This is a genomic window from Enterococcus sp. DIV0183 (genome assembly GCF_050541505.1).
Taxonomy (GTDB): domain Bacteria; phylum Bacillota; class Bacilli; order Lactobacillales; family Enterococcaceae; genus Enterococcus; species Enterococcus faecalis.
In genome coordinates this window covers 681502-703487 of sequence record NZ_CP172932.1, presented here as the reverse complement: position 1 = coordinate 703487, position 21986 = coordinate 681502, and the positions used below count along the sequence as shown (strand labels likewise).

Below are 21986 nucleotides of genomic sequence, written 5' to 3'. Positions count from 1 at the left end.
ATAAAAATAAAAGGATTGCTTTAACCGTTTCGTCGATCATTTCCTGTCATCGTAATCTCTTTTGACAGATAACGCACACGTTCCATAATTCGTCTGGCTTTTAGCGGCTCTTGTTCTCCTCGTTGCGTCACGGTTAAATGCTCTTCTAAAGCTTTTAAATCTAGATTGGAAGAGAAAAAAGTAACTAATTGTTCTTGCATTCGGTATTGCAAGATTACGCTTAAAACGTCGTCACGAATCCAACTAGTCATGGATTCCGCACCAATGTCATCAATCATTAATATAGGGGATTTTTTTACTGCATCGAGCTTTTCACCAACTTGATCGCGACCAATGGCTTGCTTCATTTCTACTGTAAATGTTGGAAAATGAACAATTGTCGTAGTAAATCCACGTTCTGCTAAAGCATTAGCCATCGCACCTAATAAGAAAGATTTTCCTACACCGAAGGGGCCTTGTAAATAGAGCCCTTTATGAAATTCTTTTGGTGTCGCAGGATATTCTCTTAAAAATTGCATTGCTTCTGCTAACGCTTTGGCTCGACCTTGAGAAGATGGATCGAAATCTCGTAAATTTGCTTCTCGGACATCTTTTGGCATGTCCATTGCCCTTACTCGATTACGAATTTCTTCTTCCTTCTGACGGGCGATTAAATCAGCCGTTGGGACATACGTTACATCAATGTAATGAAAATTCAACATTAATCTTGGCTCATAGCCGGGGGCAATCATTGCTGGATCGTTTAATTGAAATTTCTTTTTTTCTTGAACAAATTCATACAGCTTAGCATAACTTTTACGAATATCTTCATCGGTTAAACGCTCTCGGTTTGCTTGTATAAAGGCTTGAACATCTTGATCTTTCAATACTTCGTTAACCAGCTCTTCATATCGTTCATTGATGTCACGCTTCTGGATAATTTTTGACATTTCTTTTCCTACGTCTTCCATCATTGGTCACCTCCTTGGTTTAAAAATTCTTGAATTTGTCGATCTAACTCGGCTTGTTCTTCTGGGGAAAGTTTTGTTTCATCGTTTGGCTGATCTGCCCATTCTGGCAATCGCTCTTGTCGAACAGTTTGGCGTTTCCCTGAATAATTTTGTTGTCGCTGTTTTTGTTTGGTTTGGCTTTGTTTTGCCAATTCTCTGACATGTTCAATTGCTTTTTCTGGTGAATGAATGCCACTTTGTCCCCATTCATTCGCAATTCGATTCACATACTCCGCTTTTAAAGTCGGTTGTTGTTGAATATTGTAAACATAGTTAATCAAAATATTAATCACACTAGTCGGTAAGCCTGATTTGGCAACCAAATATTTCACTAATGAACGTTCTTGTGGTGTCGTATAGCCGCCTCGACTATTTTTTAAAGCTTCTAAATATTGAATAGGCGGATTCTTTTCACTATCCATAATCATTTGAATATCCAGTTCAGAAAAACCATTCATTTTTAATGCGTTATATCGATACGTTTGTTGCTCTTCCACCGTCAATTGTACTTGCTTGTTTGTCACTACGTTTGTTGGTTGTGGTTTTTTATCAGGATCAAACGCTTGATGAATCGTTCGCACTAATTCCTTAGGCAAAATTCGACTTGTATAATAGTCAAATGATTTCGAAGCAAAGTCTACCATATCTAACTCATTGATGCCATATAATTGATGAAAAACATAGACTTCTTCTTGAAAACTAGCCTCATCTTCAGGCAGTTGTAAACCTAAACGGTGCAAACCTTCCACAAAATAGTGCCAATCAAAAGAATCCGTTGATACAGAAATTTTCTTCGATTTTTCTTGTTGAGAAAAAGTTTCTTGAATCGTTGTCAATCGGTTCGCTTCGGAAACAATTTGTTCTTCTTTAAAGGCATAAACCTCTTGAAAGCTAGCGGAAACATTTTGATAGCCCTCTGTTTTGGTAGGATGCGGTTGAAACTTTTGCACTAATTGATCAAATTTCCGTTGTCCAACCCGATTAAATAACACTAAAGCTAACACTTCATCTTTAAAAAAACGAGCGGCTGTTTCAGGTGCTTTTAAATAATATAAATAACAATCTCCTAATTCCCGATCTGTTTTTTTATACGTTTCTAGCAACCCAATGCCTTCTAATTTGTAGCAAGCTTCTTCTAATTGTTGGCAACTCAAGTCCAGCAAACTAATTAAATCTGCATGAAACAGCGAGCCATTCTCCTCTGAGTCTTTTGTTTCAGATAACAAAAGCCAATATAAACTAAACGCATTGGCGCCGACAATTGGTTGATATAAAAAGGTTAAAACCTCTTTCTCTTGATCAGAAAGCGGTGAATCAATAACCGCTTGAAAAATATTTTTTGGTTGGATTCTTTGCCGATTTCCTTTCAAAGAAAGACCTCCTTTTTAATTTTCTGAGTCAGGAGAAGAAGATTTTGCTTTGTCGACAATGTCCTGTAACTCTTTCAAAAACACGCTCATATCTTTGAATTGTCGATAAACACTCGCAAAGCGGATGTAGGCAATTTCATCTAGATTGACTAAATCTTCCATCACATATTCACCGATAAGCGTTGTAGAGACTTCATTTTCCCCTAAACTACGCACTCGATTTTCAACATTATCGACAATTTGAACCATTTGTTCCATAGCAACGGGTCTTTTTTCCGCAGAGCGAATGAGCCCACGCAAAATTTTATCACGATTAAATTCTTCACGATCCCCATTTTTCTTGATTACAAGTAATGGCGCCGCTTCAATTCTTTCAAATGTAGTGAACCGATAACTGCAATTTTCACATTCACGACGACGGCGAATTGCACGTCCATCATCTGCTTGACGGCTATCAATAACACGGGAATTATTATGATGACATCTTGGACAACGCATAACGTTCACCTCTTCTATTCTGTATAATTTTTGTTGCCTATATTATAACATGAAATTGCGCTATTACTAGGTCTTTAGAACTGGTTCTTAGTTGAATCTTTGCCATTCTTTAATAAAAACAAAGACTTTCACTGTTTTTTCTGAAATTTTCAAAACATTTTACGCCATTTAAAAAATATTCATTTCTTTCCAGTTTGTTCCTCTAGCCACTTCTTCACTTGTTGTTCCGTTTCTTCTCTAGTTCCTTGGTTATCAAAAACGATATCTGCTCGTTCTTTTTTCATTTCAATCGGCCATTGGCTAGCAATTCGTTGTTGCGCTTCTTCTTCTGTTAATTGGTTTCGGGCCATCAGACGCTCTTTTTGAATCTTTTCTGGTACATATACCACAGCAACTTGATCCATAATCGCCTCATAATGAGCTTCATAAAGCAGAGGAATATCAACAATAACCAGGGAGGCTTTCTTTTTAGCTTCTTCAATTTGACGTAAAATTTCTTTTCTTAAAAAAGGTTTCAGCGTTTCATTTAACAGCTCTCTTTTTTGAGGACTAGCGAAAATTAATTGTCCTAACTTTTTCCGATCCAATTCACCAGTTGTTAATACTATTTCTGGTCCGAAAGTTTCAACGATTGCGGCTAAGACTGGTTGCCCTTTTGCAACAATTTCTCGGGCGATAATGTCGCCGTCAACAATTGGATAACCCGCTTTTTTAAAAAGAGCAACAACCGTACTTTTACCTGTCGCAATCCCTCCTGTAATGCCTAAAACTTTTGTCATTTCAATCGACGACCTTTCAATTGTTGGCATTGTGGACAATAATGCGTACCACGTTGTGCCACTTTTGTTTTAACAATTGGCGTACCACAACGATTGCAAGGTAAGCCTGTTTGCCCATAGACATTCAACGCTACTTGAAAAGTCCCTGCTTCTCCTAACGCGTTTAGATAGGTGCGAATGGTGGTTCCACCTGCTTCAACAGCGCGTGCCAAGACGTCAATGATCGCTTGATACAACTTAGCAACTTCCGCAGGTTTTAAGGAATCTGCTGGTTGCTCTGGATGGATTTGCGCTTGCCAAAGTGCTTCATCTACATAAATATTCCCTAAGCCCGTCACTAGCTTTTGATCTAACAGCAATGGCTTAATTGCTTTATGATGCTTTTTCAAGCCTTGTTGAAAAGTAGCTAATTGGAAAACGTCTGGTGTTGGTTCTGGGCCCAAAGCTAAAATCCCTTTATATTGATGACCTTGATTCTTAGGAACCAATGTCATACGCCCAAATTTCCGTACATCTAAATAACGTAATTGCGTGCCATCTGTAAAAGTAAACATTACATGGGTATGTTTGGCAATTTCATCATCAGCCTGATGAAATTCATATTTTCCTTCCATCCGTAAGTGAGAAATCATATCATTATCAGACAATTTAAAAATCAGAAATTTTCCTCTTCGCTCAATTCCTTCAATCGTTTGACCAGCTAATTGACCTTGAAATACATCAACTTCTGGTGATTCAATAATTCTTGGCCAAAAAACAATGACTTCTTGAATGGTTTTTCCTACAACAAGTTTTTCAAGTCCTTTTCGCACTGTTTCTACTTCTGGTAATTCTGGCATTATTTTTGCTCCTTTATATAAAGAGGTCTGAACGCTTAGATATCAACGTCCAGATCCTACTTATCCTTATTTTATTCATCGTTCTTAATGGGTAAGCTATTATTTTGCTTCATACCATGTTTTTCCCCAACTGCTATCGGTGATAAGTGGCACATGTAAGGAAACTGCGTGCTCCATCACTTCTTTGACGAGTTGATTTAATTGTTCTAATTCTGATTCTGGTACTTCAAAAACTAATTCATCGTGCACTTGTAATAACATTGTCGCTTGTAATTTTTCTTCTTTTAAACGACGCGCCATTTCAATCATCGCAATTTTTAAAATATCTGCGGCACTTCCCTGAATCGGTGTATTAATCGCTGTACGTTCAGCGAACGAACGTAGATTAAAGTTTCTTGAATTAATATCACTTAAATAACGACGGCGATGATACAATGTTTCCACATAGCCTTTGTCTTTGGCATCGCGGACAATCTCTTCCATGTACTGTTTCACGCCTGGATATTTTTCAAAATAGGTGTCAATATATTGTTGCGCTTGCTTTCTAGTAATGCCTAAGTTTTGGGACAAGCCATAATCACTGATACCATAGACAATTCCAAAATTCACCGCTTTAGCTTGACGACGCATGTTAGGTGTGACATCTTCTGCTTTTTCAACACCGAAAACTCGCATTGCAGTGCTGGCATGGATATCTTGCCCTTCCACAAACGCTTCTTTTAAATGCTCATCATTAGAAATATGCGCGAGCACACGTAACTCGATTTGAGAGTAATCAGAAGAGAAAATCAACCAATTATCCTCTCTTGGTACGAAGGCTTCTCTAATTTTTCGGCCTTCTTCTAAACGGATAGGAATGTTTTGTAAATTGGGATCTACTGAGCTTAACCGTCCTGTTTGTGTCAGTGTTTGTACATACCGAGTATGAATTTTATTATCTGGCTGAATTACTTTTAAAAGTCCTTCAACATAGGTCGATTGAATTTTGGCAATTTGACGATAAGTTAAAATATCTGCCACAATTGGTGCTTGTTCTTTTAGTTGTTCTAAAACATCTACCGCTGTTGAATAGCCAGTTTTCGTCTTTTTGATCACAGGTAAGCCCATTTTTTCAAATAAAATAACGCCTAATTGTTTAGGTGAATTCAAATTAAATTCTTCGCCAGCTTCTGCATAGATTTTTTCTTCGATTTCTTTCAAGCGTTCTGAAAATTCTACTTGCATTTCTTTTAAGCGCGTGGCATCAACACGGATACCAGTTATTTCCATATCGCCTAAAATACGAGAAAGTGGTAATTCCATTTTATAGAATAAATCAGCTTGATTTTTTTCTGTTAATTCGCTATCTAATTTGCTTGTTAAAAATTGAATTGCTTTAATCTTACGTGCTAAATGACCAAAGAAAACTTCTTCGTCCTCTGGCAAGCCTTTTTTGGCCCCTTTTCCATAAATAGCTTCATCAGATTGAATCGCATCATATCCGTAATGTTGTGCTACACCTTCAATATCAGCGTTATTGTCATTGGTATCAAGTAAATAAGCAGCCAATAAAACATCAAAGGCAATCCCTGTCATTTTTCCTACATAGCGATTTAGTGCAACGTACGTCCGTTTTGCATCATAGACATTTTTTTTACGTGTCTCATCCATCAACCAATCGATAAATGGCTGACTTTCAAAAACAGCTAAATTATTCGTGGTATAAATCTTCTTGTCGTTGCCCCAAGCAAGGCCGACAATCGGTGACGTGTGATAGTTATCTTCCATCATCTCAACATAAAGAGCCATATCGTCTGTAAACATTTCATTGGTTAACTGATCTTCGACTACTTCAAATAAAATATCTTCCATTTCAACAGGTTCTTCTGTAATGTCCAACTTAGCTAAAAATTGTTTAAAGTCCATTTCTTTATAAAAAGGAACCAATTTTTCTAAGTTTTTCCCTTCATATGCCAAGTCTTCTACATTGACTTCGACTGGTGCATTGACTTCAATTGTCGCTAAACGTTTAGAAAGAAAGGCTTGCTCTTTATCATTAATCAAGTTTTCTTTCATTTTGCTTTTTTTCATTTCATCGATATTCTCATAAACCCCTTCAACTGAGCCATATTGTTTTAACAGCTTAATCGCGGTTTTCTCACCGATTTTCGTTACACCTGGAATGTTATCCGACGTGTCGCCAGCCAACCCTTTCATATCAATAATTTGCTTAGGCGTTAACCCATCATATTTTTCAGCAATATGCTCAGGTGTATATGATTCAATATCGCTAACTCCTTTAACAGTGATATCTACTTTGACAGTGTCCGTCGCTAATTGTGTCAAATCTCGGTCCCCTGATAACACGACAACATCAAATTCATCTTTATCAACTTTGTTGGCTAATGTACCAATAATATCATCTGCTTCATAGTTAGGTAGTTCATAATATTTTACGCCTAAACCTTCTAAAAGTTCACGAATATACGGCATTTGTTCTTTAAATTCCCCCGGTGTTTTTGAACGTCCGGCTTTATATTCTGAATAAAATTCTGTTCTGAATGTGGTTTTCCCTGCATCAAAAGCGACTAAAACATGAGTAGGCATTTCTTTTTGCATTACATTTTCAAACATATTGTTAAACGCATAAATAGCATTTGTATGCAAGCCGTTCTTATTTTTGAATCGTTCTAATGAGTTATGTAGCGCAAAAAATGCACGAAAGGCTACACTGTTTCCATCAACGAGTAATAATTTTTTTTTGGTCATTTTTTTCCCCTCATCTTTAGCAAACTAGTTTCCTTTCTATTTTAACAAAAAACTACAGAATTTGCAGTAGACGGCGATTGCAGAATGAAAGAAAAAGGTATTTGACATAGTTCCTTAGTGACAACTATATCAAATACCAAAATCAATCAGCAATACACGCTGGATCTTCACAAGTACGAAAATCTTTTTACGGCAAAACATTTCCCGCTGCACGATAAATATCGTACCAATCTTCGCGACTAATCACAATGTCTGCTGCTTTAGCAATTTCTTCAATTCTACCAAGATTCATACTTCCTGCGATGACTTGCATATTAGCAGGGTGGCGCAGAATCCAGCTGCTGGCTAAGCCAGTTGGCGTTGTTTGATATTTTTCAGCCAATTCGCTTAATTTTTGATTTAACTCAGGGAATTTTTCATTTCCAATAAAGACACCTTCAAAATAACCATATTGGTACGGTGACCATGCTTGAATAGTCATTTGTTTCAACCGTGAATAATCTAAAATACCATGATCATAATCAATGCTTCCTGATATTTCCATATTTGTTTGTAAGCCTTGATCCACCATGCCAGTATGCTTGATGCCAAATTGTAATTGATTGGCTAATAACGGTTGTTTAACAGCTGTTTTTAAAAGTTCAATTTGTCCTGGCGTTTGGTTACTTACACCAAAATAGCGAACTTTCCCTTGTTTTTCTAATAAATGAAAAGCTTCAGCTACTTCTTCTGGTTCCACTAAAGTATCTGGACGATGCAACAATAATGCATCGACTGAATCTACACCTAAACGCTGTAAACTCCCTTCGACCGCTTCTAAAATATGTGCTTTTGAAAAGTCAAAAAAGCCTTGACGAATCCCACATTTCGTTTGTATAAAAATATCTTCACGACGAATGGTACTTTCTTTTAAGGCCTTACCAAAAATGGTTTCGCAGTCGCCGCCACCATAAATGTCGGCGTGATCAAAAAATGTAATGCCATGATCATAAGCAGTTTCAATTACCTGTTGAGGATTTTCAGCACCATTTAAGCGCATACATCCTAAGATAACCGAAGAAACTGTTTCGTCACTTGTACCAAATTGCAGTTGTTTCATTTTAATATCCTCCTCATCCATTCCTCTTACTTCTTCATTTTAACACTATTTAGACAAAATTGGACTTCTTACGATAGATTCGCTTCGACTTTTTCAAAAAAAGCAGGAGATAATTCCTCTGGCAAATAAACAACTGTCTCAGAAGAAAGCGCTACGTTCATCTGAAACAAATGATTGACAATTAAGAGGTGTGCTTGGTGAAGTTGATACGCTGGTTTTCCATGAATAATTGTAATATTCTTTTTTTCACTGAAATAGCTTTTTATAGATTGCCCCAACGCTTGTTCCTTTTCTGGAGGAAAGTCCGTCAATAGGCAAATAATATATTTTTTTTCATATAAAATCGGGTTAAATAAATCTAGGATGTGATAAAAATAGCAACTCGTCAATTCCCGTTCTTTTACTGAAGTAAAGACTGGATATAGGCGCTTTAAAAGCCTAATAAGTTTTTGTAATCTGTGCCAGGTTTGTTGATAACGAGCAGCGAGTGTTTGTTCCTGTTTATGAGCTGGCAACCATGCTTGTCCGTCTAATAAACTATTCATATGCGTACTTAAAAATCGACATAAATGAATTTCTTGATAATTAAAATGATGTTGTGTAAAATTTCTCCTAATTTCTTTCATAATAAAAATAGCTGTTTTTAAGCATAAACTTTCTATTTTCATTTGCTCATGAATAAAATACTTTCGCACTCTCTTGCCAAAACAACCACCAAAATGTGCTTCAAGAATCACAAATAACGCTTTTTGTTCTTTAAGAGACATAAAAGAAGTGCTCAACACTTCCACACGAAATAAATAAAAAAAAGCACTTGTTTGTTGAAATAAATTAGCATTTGGCACTGAAATTTCATGCCCGCCTCTATATCGTTTCTCCCAAATATAAATTAGCCAACTAAGATGATTCTGTTGTGCTACATTTAAATCCAACTCAAAAAAGGTAATGATTTTCCGAGTCATTTCTCTGTTTTCTTCCAGACAGCTTTCTTGAAAAAACAAATAAAAACAAAGTATTAACTGTCGAATTTGCCATTCATTGCCAGTTAAATCGTAATGTTTTTGACGTACAATAATATCAAAATTAACTAGCCAACGTCGAATATTAGAAAGTTTCTTCCGAAGAGTTGATTCCTGTAATCCCAATACCTGGGTCAATTGTGCATAATTGATTCGCTCTTCAATTAGACAACGTAAAATATAAAATTCGGGAATAAAATAACAAAATTTTTGTCTAAATCGAGCCAAGCCACAAACGCATAATTCACGATATTTTACAATTCCTTTGGTCGTTGTATAAATCTTACAAAGCCCTTCTATCTTAAACGTTTCCTGCTTTTTTTCAAAACGTTGAATGTAACAATGGATTGTTTTGTCGCTCACCTTTAGTTTTTCTGCAGCCATCAAAATAGAAAATGTCTGCTCTTGTTGCAGTAAATCCAACAATTCCAACATATTTTTATGTTCAAAAGACAATAATTCCTTGAAATCCATATATCGTCCCCTTTCACTCCCTTGTTATAAGAATACGTCAAATAAGGCAAAAATTTTTTTAAGAAGAAAAAAATAGAGAACAAAAAGTATTGATTACTTTCCGCTCTCTACAATTATATCGAATTATTTTTTTGAAATATGCAGTGTCATAGCATTTGCTGCTACAATAATTGTACTTAATGACATCAAGACAGCACCTACAGCTGGATTTAAAACAATCCCAATTGGTGCAAGAACCCCAGCCGCTAAAGGAATGGCGACAATATTGTACCCAGCTCCCCACCAAAGATTTTGGATCATTTTACGTCGTGTTTGTTTGGCTAAATCTAAGAACCTTAAAATATCTTTAGGATCACTATCCGTCAGTACAACATCTGCCGAATCAATCGCTACATCTGTACCAGCGCCTATCGCAATGCCGATTGAAGCACGGGCTAAACTTGGTGCATCGTTAATACCGTCTCCTACCATCATGACCTGATGTCCCTCAGTAAGATATTGTTGCACAATTTTTTCTTTATCTTCTGGTAAGAGCTCTGCGTAGTATTCCTTCATTCCTAAATAATTAGCAACTGCACTGGCGGCTGTTTGATTATCCCCTGTTAACATGACTGGCGTAATTCCTTGCGCTTGTAACTCTGCAATAAATGTTTTAGCTTCTGGTTTGACTTTATCTCCTAAAGCAAGCAGTGCGACTAATTGACCAGCGATGATTAAATAACTCAAGGTATTTCCTTGCTCCTGATAGTTTGTTTTAATTGTTTCATCGAAGGTTAACTGTAACCGTGCAACTTCTTTTTCATTGACTATTTTGACTTCTTGGTTTTGAACAGTAGCAACCAGTCCTACGCCTGATAAAGCTTGCAGATTATGGGCTTCATAAGGTTGAACGGCTTGTTTATTTAAATAGTTCATAATCCCAATTGCCAACGGATGATTTGCATTTTTTTCCAATGCCCCAATATATTTAAGTGCTTCTTCTCTAGTAAACTGCTTACTCATTAATTCTAAGCCAGTAACTGTAAATTGTCCTTCTGTTAAAGTTCCAGTTTTATCCAGCAACACATATTCAACCTTATTGGCTTGTTCTAATGCATTCCGATTTTTTAAAAGTAAGCCATTTTTAACAGCAATGGAGGTACTTCTAGCAATCACTAAAGGAATTGCTAAGCCTAACGCATGGGGACAGGCAATAATAAAAACTGTAACCATTCGTTCAAATGCTAGCGACAAATCTTTCGTCGCCATTAACCAACCGATAAATGCTAACACACCTACGAATAAGGCAATATAGAATAACCACTTGGCTACACGGTCTGAAATGGATTCTAGTTTTGATTTTTCCGATTGCGCTTGTTTAACCATCTCCATAACTTTTGACAGGTAACTATTTTCACCCGTGCCAGTTACCGAAATTTCAATCATTCCGTTGCCATTGACAGCTCCACCAATCACGGAGTCACCAATGTTTTTTTCTACTGTTTTTGATTCCCCTGTAACCATCGATTCGTCGACTGTTGTGCTTCCTTTCAAAATTTTACCATCTGTCGGAATTTTATCTCCCGAACGAACAATCAAGCGATCGCCTTCTTGGACATCTTGCAAAGGAATTTCTTCTTCCCCATGTTCAGTCATTCGCTTGACTGTGTCAGGTAACAGTTCAGCCATTTTTTTCAAGGCATCACCAGCATTAGAAATAGCATTCATTTCAATCCAATGGCCTAAAAGCATAATAACAATCAGAGTGGCTAATTCCCAGAAAAAGTCCATCACGTGGGCCTGATTCGTAAAATGATTCATGTAAAACGCATATAAGCTGTAAAAATATGATACCGAAATCCCCATCGCAATTAACGTCATCATTGCTGGACTCTTTTGCTGTAATTCCATTTTAGCGCCACTTAAAAATGGTTGTCCACCATAAAAAAATAGCACAGTTGCTAAAATTAAGACCAACCAATCAGAACCTGGAAAAGTAAATTGAAAAGGTAATTGAAAACCCATCATTGGTGAAAGAACAATAATCGGAATAGCTAAAATCAATGACAGCCAGAATTTTTGTTTAAAATTCCCCATATGCATTGAATGATCCATTCCCTTCATTCCTTCATGTTGGTGTGACATAGCCATTTGTTCATGCGCCATATCATGATTCATGTGATTCATTTTATCGTGGGACATTGTTGGCTGTTTTTCCTGGTGTTGTTCATGATTATGTTTTGCTGACATATGATCCCTTCTCTTCTTAAGTATTTTCATCTTAAGCATAGCACAAGATGAAAATTGTTAGAAATAATTACTTTTTTTAGTTTAGAAAAAAAAAGAGCCGAATTTTGCGTATGTATATTTTAAGAACACCTTATCCTCATATTTATTACAAAAGGAGTGTTTCAATGAAAATTACTACAAAGCAAGTCGGGGCGCGCATGCGTGAAGCTCGAAAAAAGAAGAAGTACACTTTACGTTATTTAGCCAATAAAATTGGTTTATCTAGTGGAAGTACAATTAGTAACTGGGAATTAGGTTTGAATTTACCCAATAAACGATACTTAAAAAAAATCGCTAAAGCCTGCGATACAACAGTAGATTGGCTACTTTATGGTGATTTTGATCGATTTGTGCGCCAGCTATTAAAAGAAAATTTTCAAAATAAACAACTGCTAAAACCACCTTTTTTTACTCAGTTGATGGGACGTTTATCTGAAGAACAGCTATCCTATCACGATTCCTTAAAAATTATGATTCAAGCGCAAAAGTTACAGCAGTCCTTTTATGCTTTTCCTTTAACAGTAGAAGCCCCCTCTCATTCCCAAGAGAGTATTTCTATTTATGAACCAACAACTGCAGAAGAACAGTCTGACCAATCTTATTATCATCCGTTTATTTTGTCAGAACTCCATGAATTATTTACACATTCTCAAAATCCAGAATTGGATTATTCTCTGATTATCGCTTTTCTTCCTTTGTTAAAAGTAGATCAATTAACTGAGCCATAAAAAGAAGTCTTACTGGCCATCTTTAAGCGGATGAATTCCTTTAAAGACCAAACGCTTTTAAATGAATTCTTTGTGGAATTACAGTATTTACTCTGATTCTACAAAAAAGATTGAGCCATGTATCTCAAGGACTTAGGCTCAATCTTTTAGTTAAATTTCTTCTATTTATGAACGATTCTTTCGTTCGACTAAGTGCGTTTTCCGTTGTGGGCCAATGATTAAAGGAACGGATTCATATTTGACTTCACTGTATTCCAAGCCAAACCAACTTTCAGGAGAGGTAGTTAAGTTTTTGATAGCTAATTTTGCCTGCATAATTTGTCGATCCCATTTTTTCAGTTCAGAAACGTTAGATAATTCTTCTTGAATTAATACAAATTGGAAATCGCCAACTTCTCTTCCTGGCGTTAATGAATAACGTTGTGGCTGTTTTGGCAAGCGGCCTGTTTTCATCAAGTCATGAACAATTTGTCTTAAATATACATTCACTTCTTGAGAAATATGGAAGCCTAAATATAGCTGAACTTGCACAATAAAATCAGTTCCTAGCATGTCAACAGAATATTCTTGAGTAAAGGGTTCATCTGTTACCTGAACATTAACAAACCAATAAACATTCGCTCGTTTTGGTTGTTTGTCCAAAATCGAATAAATAATATTACGATTAATTTCGCCGTCCACTCGATCGGAGGTTAAAAAGACCACGTTGGTTTGATACATAGGTACAGATGTATCTTCTTTCAAAGCTTTAAGTTGTGGTACATATTTTTCCAACGACACTTGTTCCGCCGTCGCTTCCTTAATCTCGTTGCCGCGTTCCCAAATAATCATGATGCATAACAAGAAGACTGCCATTCCCACAGCAACATATCCACCATGGAAAAACTTCGCAGCACTTGAAAAGAAAAAGACAACTTCAATGGCAGCAAAGAACAAGGAAATTAGATACGCAGACCAAGCTGGAATTTTATCCAAAAGATAAAACAACAATAAAATGGTTGTCATTAACATCGTAATCGTAATCGATAGACCATACGCAGCTTCCATGTGTGTCGATGTTCTAAAAGCCAGCACGATTGCTGAACAAGCTAACCACAAAATTAAATTTACCGCTGGAATATACATTTGACCGATATTGCTCCCAGGATAAATAATTTTAAGTCTCGGTAATAACTTCAATTTAATCGCTTCAGAAACTAAAGTATACGAACCTGATATTAACGCTTGCGAAGCAATCACTGCGGCGATTGTTGCAAAAACAACGCCAAATACGAGAATACCTCGTGGAATCATTTGGAAAAATGGGTTAATTTCAGCTAATGCCTGCATTTCAGGGTTTTCTTTGACCGTTAACAACCACGCAGCTTGCCCTAAATAATTAAGAATCAAACAAATCTTAATATACGGCCAGCTAATGCGGATATTCATTTTTCCTACATGCCCTAAATCAGAATATAAAGCTTCAGCACCAGTTGTAGCCAAGAAAATATTCCCTAAAATAAATAGACCTAATTTATTTTCTGGACTGACTAGTAATTGCAAAGCATAATATGGATTTAATGCACGAATAACCGTCCAATCTTGGCTAAAATTCATTAAACCAATGATGCCTAAAAAAGTAAACCACAAGAACATAATCGGGCCAAAAGCTTTCCCGACCAATTCTGTTCCAAATCGTTGAACAGAAAAAAGAATTAAAATAATCGTCAACGTAATAACCACTATAATCGTTTGGTCATTGCCAAAACGTTCAAAAAATGCTGGAATCCCCCGTAAGCCTTCAATCGCTGTCGTCACTGTCACAGCTGGGGTCAAAACGCCATCAGCCAGTAAAGCGGCGCCGCCAATCATTGCGGGAATAATCAAATACTTACTTTTTTTACGAACCAATGTATAAAGAGAGAAAATCCCACCTTCTCCATGGTTATCAGCATTTAAAGCAATAACAACATATTTAATCGTGGTTAAGATAGTCAATGTCCAAAAAATTAATGAGACCGAACCTAAAATAAACGATTCAGAAACCCGTGCCAAGCCACCATTATCTCCTACAATGGCTTTCATTACATATAAAGGGCTCGTTCCAATATCTCCATAGACAACGCCCATGGCAACTAAGATCCCTGCCATCGTAAATTTCCGACGATCAAACCCCTCTGCTTTGTGTAACACAATACTTTCCTCCTACAAAAGAAATGACTTCGTTTAGTTTAACCAACAGCTCCATAAAAACTTTTAAAACTCTTTATTATATAACGTTTTATATATCTTTTTCATTAGTCAAAAAGCGCTTTTTGACTAACGATGCTACTCACTATAATACGTTTTAAATCGTTTAGCAAGTCTTTTTATTAGAGAATGTTCATCTTAGATAAGAAACCCACCTATTTTGAAAAAAGGAAAATCAAAAATAAGTGGGGCAGCAGTCGAAACGACTGCTGCCCCACTTGCTAACTATTAAGATAATTCCCTGAACAAAAGTAGCTCCTTTTATTCCTGTTAAATTTAAATCACTTCTTCTTCCTCTTCAACTTCAGAGAAATGGAACTTAATCATTTCATTGACGAAAATTGGCACAAGGGATAGGAAAATTGCTAACATCCAATGATTTAAACTAATATGCACTAATCCAAATAGTTCTTGTGTGAATGGTAATAAAGCAATGGTTGTGGTAATTAGTAATGCTAAAACGACCATTTCAAAGAGCGACTTGTTGCTTGATAATTTTACACGGAAAACAGAGTTCGCACTACGAACATTAAAGACATGTAAGATAGAGGAATAAGCTAAGATTAAAAATGCCACTGTTTGTCCAACTTCATAGCTGTTTGAAACATAGGCTGAAACACCTGGTACAAAGGCACCTAGGTAAAAACCAAACAAAGTAATGACTGTGAACACTGCTGCATTAATCCCAATCTTTTGCCATAAGCCTCGTGCAAAAATCCCTTCGTTTTTAGGGATTGGTGCCTCATCCATAATTCCTTTTTCCGCTGGTTCTTTTCCTAATGCAAAACCAGGTAACCCATCTGCGACCACGTTAACAAACAACAGTTGAACTGCAGTAAATGGCGCACCCCAACCAAGTAACATGGCAATTAAAACAATAAAAATCTCAGAAATATTACAGCTTAATAAGAAGTTAATGGCTTTACGAATATTTCGGTACACGGCACGTCCTTGCGCCACTGCATCAACAATAGTTGCAAAGTTATCGTCCGTCAAAATCATATCTGAAGCGCCTTGGGCCACATCTGTTCCAGTAATCCCCATTGCGCAACCGACATCACTAGCTTTCAAGGCTGGCGCATCATTCACGCCATCTCCGGTCATTGCTACAACAGCGCCAGAACGTTGCCATGATTGAACAATTCGAATTTTATCTTCAGGGGTTACACGTGCATAAACGGATAAATATTTAACCCGTTTATCTAATTCTTCATCACTCATTTTTTTCAGTTCTGAACCAGATAAGGCTTCACTTTTATCTTTTAAAATTCCTAATTCTTTAGCAATTGCACTGGCTGTTACCACGTGATCACCAGTAATCATGACTGTTTTAATTCCAGCTTTTTTCGCACGAGCAATGGCGCCCTTACTTTCTGGACGTGGTGGATCAATCATGCCAATTAAGCCTAACAAGCGAAGATTTTTTTCTAAAGCCTCTGATGTAATTTCCTTGGGTGGTTCATCATATACGGCATAACCGACAGCAATAACTCGTAACGCTCGTTTTCCGAAACGATCATTAACAATAGCCGCTTGATCGACATCTCCGAAACCAAAACGAGGTAGTAACACATCAAAGGCTCCTTTAGTAATTGAGATGTACTTTTTCCCCCATTGATGGACCGTAGTCATCATTTTTCGTTCTGAATCAAAGGGAATTTCACCAATACGAGGATATTTTTCTTCAAGTTCTTCTTTCGTATGATAATTTTCTTCGACAGCACGAACAATTGCCGCTTCTGTCGGATTCCCTGTAACAGTTAGTTCATCGCCTTCTTTTTCCACAATGACATCTGTACATAAGGCAGCCATTTTCAGTACTTCCATGGCTTCATCGGTCATGGCATCTTCCGTATCCGTTACTTCATCACCACGATGCCATACTCGGCGGACACGCATTTTATTTTGTGTCAGTGTTCCTGTCTTATCAGAACAGATAACATTCGCAGTTCCTAGCGTTTCTACTGCTGGCAATCGACGAATAATCGCATGTTTCTTAGCCATTTTTTGAACACCATATGCTAAGGTTAACGTTACAATCACGGTTAGTGTTTCTGGTACAGCTGCCACCGCTAAGGAAACGGCTGTCATAAACATTTCAAGAAGCGGTTCTCCTTGCAGTTCACCAATAATGAAAACAATTGCTGCAGCCCCTAAAGCTAACAAACTAATACGTTTGCCTAATTGATTCAAGCGTTTTTGTAATGGTGTTTTTTGCTGATCGCTGTTATTCAGTAACCCAGCAATTTTACCCATTTCTGTATTCATTCCTGTTGCAGTTACTACTGCTCGTCCGCGGCCATTCACAACGGTACAGCCTTTGAAAATCATATTTATTTGATCTCCTAAGCCATCATCGTCATGCCCCACGTATGTAGGATCTTTTTCAACAGGTTCACTTTCACCTGTTAGTGCTGACTCTTCTACGCGCATTTGAGAAGCTTGAATAAGTCGTGCATCGGCTGTAATCATTGAACCAGCTTCAAGAACTAGAACATCTCCTACTACTAGTTCTTCAGCATCGACTTCGATTACCTTGCCATCTCGTAAGACTGCACTACTTTGCTTGTTCATGTCTTGTAAAGCCGCCAGAGATTTTTCAGCATTTCCTTCTTGAACAATGGCCAAAACAGCATTGATAATCACAATTGCAATAATTAAGATTCCTTCAAAATATTCGCCATGTTCTGTTACGATTGCTGTATAAAACGAAATTGCCGCAGCAACTAATAAAATAATCGTTGTAAAATCAGATAAACTGTGAATAAATTTCTTTAACACAGAATCCTTCTTAGCCTCTTCAAATTGATTGCGGCCATTTTCTTTCAGCCGTTGTTGGGCCTCTTGTTGTGTTAAACCAGTTTCAGTATTGACTGAAACTTCTTTTGTGACAGTATCGACAGTTTGCTTGTAAGCTTCCATCCTATTCCCCCTCTAATTTTTTCTTCCTATATAATAGTGTCTCTATTAAATATAACATGATTTTTTTTGAACACGCAACTTTTTTCATCTTTGGCTTAGCGTTCTCTCATATGTCCAGAAAAAACTGGTATTTTCGTTGTTGCTACAGCAATGTTTCTATTTGATTATGGGAATTTTATGAAAAAGGAAACGAATTCAGCCAAAAAGCAATGGACATTTTTTTCATTTTGTCTGATAAAAAAATAGTTTATTTCTATATATTCAAAACAAAACAACAAAAAAATACAATGTTATTTAGTTCGCACGATTATTTATTTTACATGTTATAAAATAACCAGAAAAATATTATATTTAATCTTATTAATAAGTGTTATAACTTGCAAACGCTTTCAAAAAGTGCTATTCTTTAAGTGTAAGGAGGACATGCTAATCAATTGGTTGAAGATTTTCTCAGTAGATAAAAATCGGTAAACTCAAAGTTGTTAGAATTGCAAGATTCACCTGTAAACAATACGTGTAGAGTAATTGTTAGTGATAACTCGTATCGGAAAATAGGGAAAGGTTATAGAAGGATGGAGTTTCTATAAAGCATTTACCCTATCTGTTATCACCTAACGCAAGTTATCCACCATCCAAGCGTCGAAACTGTATGAAAACAAGGTTTTAGTTTCACCACATCACGTTCACCTTTTGCTTTACATGTATCGCGAAATGTAAACACTTATTCAACCAATTGATGTCTTCCCGTTAACAAGGCCGAGCTTAAATTTAAGCTCGGTTTTTTCTTTTAGGCAATAAAATATATTTGTATCAAATAATCATATGTGTTATATTCAAGGTGCACATTCTATTTTATCTTCTTTTAAAGGAGGGAATGCTATGCGAAAAAAGAAAAAATCTTCGTTTGAAAGTTCAATTCATGTTTATCGTGCTATGGCTCGTATGACCCAGCAAGATTTGGCCAATCGAGTCGGTGTCTCTCGACAAACAATTATTCAACTGGAACGAAACAAGTACAATCCTTCATTACTTCTTGCGCATGACATCGCGAACGTCTTTGGCGTAACCATTGATGATGTGTTCACCTTCAAAGAAACACTGAATGACGATGTAGAACAAGAAGCCTAAACAGTATAAGCTGTACTTAACAAGACAATTTTTCTGATTGTACTTGGAGTTGCCGAGGTACAACTTAGTACCGGCAATACGAAGAAAGCACTTCTTCGTATTGTTGTTTCAATAATTAATCTTTTCTTACATAAAAAAAAGAACGGCGCAACCGTGGTTGCGCTGTTCTTTTTATTCTAAGATTGTCTACTAAGCATTTTCGTCCTAGTAGCGTTTTGGTTTCTAACTTTATTATTTACAGGGGAAGAAAAAATAAAGCACACCTTTACTGTGATTCCAAAAATCACGTGTTTATCATAATATATTTTTGTTTCAATCCCAAGTATTCTGCTCACAAAGTGTCGCTTATTTAATAAACATTGCATCGCCAAAACTAAAGAAACGATATTTTTCCTCAATTGCATGTTGGTAAGCAGCCAATGTTAAGTCTTTTCCTGCAAAGGCACTCACAAGCATCACTAACGTAGATTTTGGTAAATGGAAGTTCGTTGAAAAAGCCTCTACGACTTTAAATTGATACCCTGGTGTGATAAAAATATCGGTCCAGCCACTGTCAGCCTGGATTTCACCATTAAATTTTGTGCCAATTGTTTCCAACGTACGAATAGAAGTTGTTCCAACCGCAACAATCCGACCGCCTGCTTGGCGTACTTCATTTAGTTGCTTAGCCGCTTCTTCAGTTAAACGATAGAATTCGCTATGCATATGATGTTCTTCTATATTATCAACGCTCACGGGACGGAATGTTCCTAAACCGACATGTAAAGTTAAATAAACGAGATGAACACCTTTTGCTTTGATCTCTTCTAATAGTTCTTTTGTAAAATGCAAACCCGCTGTTGGTGCTGCAGCTGAACCATTTTCTTCAGCATAAACCGTTTGATAACGATCTGGGTCATCTAGACGTTCTTTGATATATGGCGGCAATGGCATTTCTCCTAACGATTCTAAAATTTCTAAGAAAATACCATCATATTTAAATTCAATGATTCGACCACCATGTTCCAACTCTTCTTTAACCACCGCTTTTAGGCGACCATCGCCAAATTGAATTTCCGTGCCGACTTTTGCACGTTTCGCGGGTTTAATCAAGGTTTCCCATGTATCGCCTTCTGTATTTGTTAAAAGTAAAACTTCCAAATGACCGCCTGTTTCAGGTTTTTCTCCATATAAACGGGCCGGTAGTACCCGTGTGTTATTCATGACTAATGCATCCCCAGGCTGTAATTCATCAAGAATATCATGGAAATGTTTATCCTCCATGTCCCCTGTTTCTTTATTTACAACTAATAATCGTGAACTAGCGCGATCTTTTAGTGGGGTTTGAGCAATTAATTCTTCTGGTAAATCAAAATCAAAATCTTCTGTACTTAGCATTTCCGTCACTCTTTCTACTAGTTTTTATCTTGGTTATTCTAACACTTTTTCTTGTTTCTGGCTATGTCAGCCTTCTGAATCAAACTAAATAGTTGTCAAAAAATGTCAGAAGCACTATACTTACTTTAAGTAAGTATATATAGTTATTTAGAGGAGGAACTCAAAATGCATGCTCAATTTCATCATGTTTCACTATTAGCGCGTCATGGTCAAGAAAACCAATCATTCTATACAAAATTGTTAGGCTTACGCTTTGTCAAAAATACCGTAAATCAAGACAACAATCGCATGCCTCATTATTTTTATGGCGATTATCAAGGCACACCGGGAAGCTTAGTAACTTTTTTTATCGTGCCCTTATTAGGCAACCGCTATGAAGAAAAAAATTATTTAGCCACGATTGGCTTAAAAATTCCCCAAAACAGCCTTTCCTTTTGGGAACAACGTTTAACAGAAAACAAAATTCCATTTAACAAAAAAGAAAAGAGCCTACATTTCAGTGATCCAGATGATACGCATATTATCCTGACAGAAGTTCCTGAAAATCCATTAAAAGAAACACTCGTTGTTTCTAACGACATTCCAGCAGCGGTTCAAATTATCGGTTTGGCCTCTACTGAATTTCATGTGCCAGATTCTGAAAAAACCTTGGCCTTTTTTGAAACATTTCTTGGTTGGCAAGCAGTTGGCAATACGATTATTTTAAGTGAGACGGAAAGCTTTTCTGTTCATCAAACAACGTCGGATAAAACAAGCCGAATGGGGCGTGGCAGTATGGATCATATTGCTTTTTCTGTGGCTGATGATGAAGCATTACAAGAACTACACACGCGCGCTTTAGCACAAGGCTGGGAAATTGAAATGTATGTAAGTCGTGGATATTTTAAAAGTTTATACATTCGTGAACCAGGCGGGAATCGGGTTGAATTTGCTACTTTGACTCCTGGTTTTACATTGGATGAGCCTCTGGAACATTTAGGGGAAACATTGGCTTTACCGCCTTTTTTAGAACCAAAACGGACTGCAATCGAAGCCAACCTCTACAAAGACATGTAACCAACGCTTTAGAAAACAACGGAAGACGGACGTAATAATCGGTGACAAAATTACGTCCGTCTCTCTTCCCCTATGTTTGAATGTTTGAACAAGAGAATAAAAAATGACCTTCAGATTTTTCTGAACGTCATTGCACATTCCATAAAAAGCATCCTTCGTTCTTCCACTTCTTACTTCTTAAAAAAACTGGTAATTTTTTCAAAAATTCAGTAAAATAAAAGTGATCAATGGTTTCCATTGATTGAACGGGCAACTTGATGGTCCACTTGCACAGGTGACTATTCAAGGCTTCGTGATTTAGTTGCCGCTAAATCATGAAGCGCCTTTTTTTATTTTATTCCCTTGTTCTCTTTCCATTCTAATGAAAAACCCAGCTCCCGTCAACTTGCTACAAAGGACACTTTTCTTTGTTATAGCGGCTTTTCTTCCTTCTCAGAATACTCTTTTTAACATCTTGTTTCGT

The 21986-nt window shown here is 36.8% G+C and carries 14 protein-coding genes and 1 pseudogene; 3 read left to right on the top strand and 12 right to left on the bottom strand.

Translation table 11 applies throughout. The features are described from left to right. Positions 1–20: 20 nt before the first annotated feature. The 9 genes from dnaI to IGK72_RS03500 form a co-directional block, all read right to left on the bottom strand. A complete protein-coding gene (gene dnaI, locus IGK72_RS03540) occupies positions 21–950 on the bottom strand; it encodes a primosomal protein DnaI (RefSeq protein WP_002355760.1) in 930 nt (309 codons plus the stop codon). Next, positions 950–2359, bottom strand: a complete 1410-nt coding sequence (locus IGK72_RS03535; RefSeq protein ID WP_023895585.1) for a replication initiation and membrane attachment family protein — start codon at positions 2357–2359, stop codon at positions 950–952. Before IGK72_RS03535 ends, dnaI begins: the two co-directional genes overlap by 1 nt. 15 nt (positions 2360–2374) lie before the next feature. Next, the gene (nrdR, locus tag IGK72_RS03530) at positions 2375–2857 is read right to left on the bottom strand and encodes a transcriptional regulator NrdR (protein ID WP_002381296.1); all 483 of its coding nucleotides are present in this window, start codon (positions 2855–2857) and stop codon (positions 2375–2377) included. A 179-nt stretch (positions 2858–3036) separates the two neighbouring features. Next, on the bottom strand, positions 3037–3636 hold the full coding sequence (coaE, locus tag IGK72_RS03525) for a dephospho-CoA kinase (protein WP_023895584.1): 600 nt from the start codon (positions 3634–3636) through the stop codon (positions 3037–3039). After that, a complete protein-coding gene (gene mutM / locus IGK72_RS03520; RefSeq protein WP_002364730.1) occupies positions 3633–4475 on the bottom strand; it encodes a DNA-formamidopyrimidine glycosylase in 843 nt (280 codons plus the stop codon). The genes coaE and mutM overlap by 4 nt, the downstream gene beginning before the upstream one ends. Positions 4476–4574: 99 nt before the next feature. Continuing rightward, complete coding sequence (gene polA, locus IGK72_RS03515; RefSeq protein WP_002361339.1) at positions 4575–7223, bottom strand: DNA polymerase I; 2649 nt, start codon at positions 7221–7223, stop codon at positions 4575–4577. 187 nt (positions 7224–7410) lie between these two features. Beyond that, positions 7411–8322 carry an aldo/keto reductase gene (locus IGK72_RS03510; protein WP_002355754.1) on the bottom strand — a complete coding sequence of 304 codons (912 nt, stop codon included), beginning with the start codon at positions 8320–8322 and terminating at the stop codon, positions 7411–7413. Positions 8323–8390: 68 nt separating this feature from the next. Further along, the gene (locus IGK72_RS03505; protein WP_023895583.1) at positions 8391–9815 is read right to left on the bottom strand and encodes a helix-turn-helix domain-containing protein; all 1425 of its coding nucleotides are present in this window, start codon (positions 9813–9815) and stop codon (positions 8391–8393) included. Positions 9816–9938: 123 nt separating this feature from the next. Then, positions 9939–12083 carry a heavy metal translocating P-type ATPase gene (locus tag IGK72_RS03500; RefSeq protein WP_430608899.1) on the bottom strand — a complete coding sequence of 715 codons (2145 nt, stop codon included), beginning with the start codon at positions 12081–12083 and terminating at the stop codon, positions 9939–9941. Between the two features lie 125 nt (positions 12084–12208). On the opposite strand from IGK72_RS03500, the pseudogene IGK72_RS03495 reads away from it, so the two are divergent. Further along, positions 12209–12907 (top strand): annotated as a pseudogene (locus tag IGK72_RS03495) (helix-turn-helix domain-containing protein). A gap of 69 nt (positions 12908–12976) precedes the next feature. Here IGK72_RS03495 and IGK72_RS03490 read toward each other — a convergent pair. Together IGK72_RS03490 and IGK72_RS03485 are read right to left on the bottom strand one after the other, a co-directional pair. Beyond that, positions 12977–14983 carry a KUP/HAK/KT family potassium transporter gene (locus IGK72_RS03490; RefSeq protein WP_002381294.1) on the bottom strand — a complete coding sequence of 669 codons (2007 nt, stop codon included), beginning with the start codon at positions 14981–14983 and terminating at the stop codon, positions 12977–12979. 333 nt (positions 14984–15316) lie between these two features. Next, entirely contained in the window at positions 15317–17962 is a 2646-nt protein-coding gene (locus tag IGK72_RS03485) for a calcium-translocating P-type ATPase, PMCA-type (RefSeq protein ID WP_070416143.1), read from the bottom strand. Between the two features lie 822 nt (positions 17963–18784). Here IGK72_RS03485 and IGK72_RS03480 point away from each other — a divergent pair. Continuing rightward, a complete protein-coding gene (locus tag IGK72_RS03480; protein WP_002355748.1) occupies positions 18785–19090 on the top strand; it encodes a helix-turn-helix transcriptional regulator in 306 nt (101 codons plus the stop codon). Positions 19091–19435: 345 nt separating this feature from the next. Here IGK72_RS03480 and queA read toward each other — a convergent pair whose 3' ends face one another. Further along, entirely contained in the window at positions 19436–20467 is a 1032-nt protein-coding gene (gene queA / locus IGK72_RS03475) for a tRNA preQ1(34) S-adenosylmethionine ribosyltransferase-isomerase QueA (protein ID WP_002355747.1), read from the bottom strand. A 165-nt stretch (positions 20468–20632) separates the two neighbouring features. On the opposite strand from queA, the gene IGK72_RS03470 reads away from it, so the two are divergent. Further along, on the top strand, positions 20633–21523 hold the full coding sequence (locus tag IGK72_RS03470) for a ring-cleaving dioxygenase (RefSeq protein ID WP_002355746.1): 891 nt from the start codon (positions 20633–20635) through the stop codon (positions 21521–21523). Positions 21524–21986: the final 463 nt, after the last annotated feature.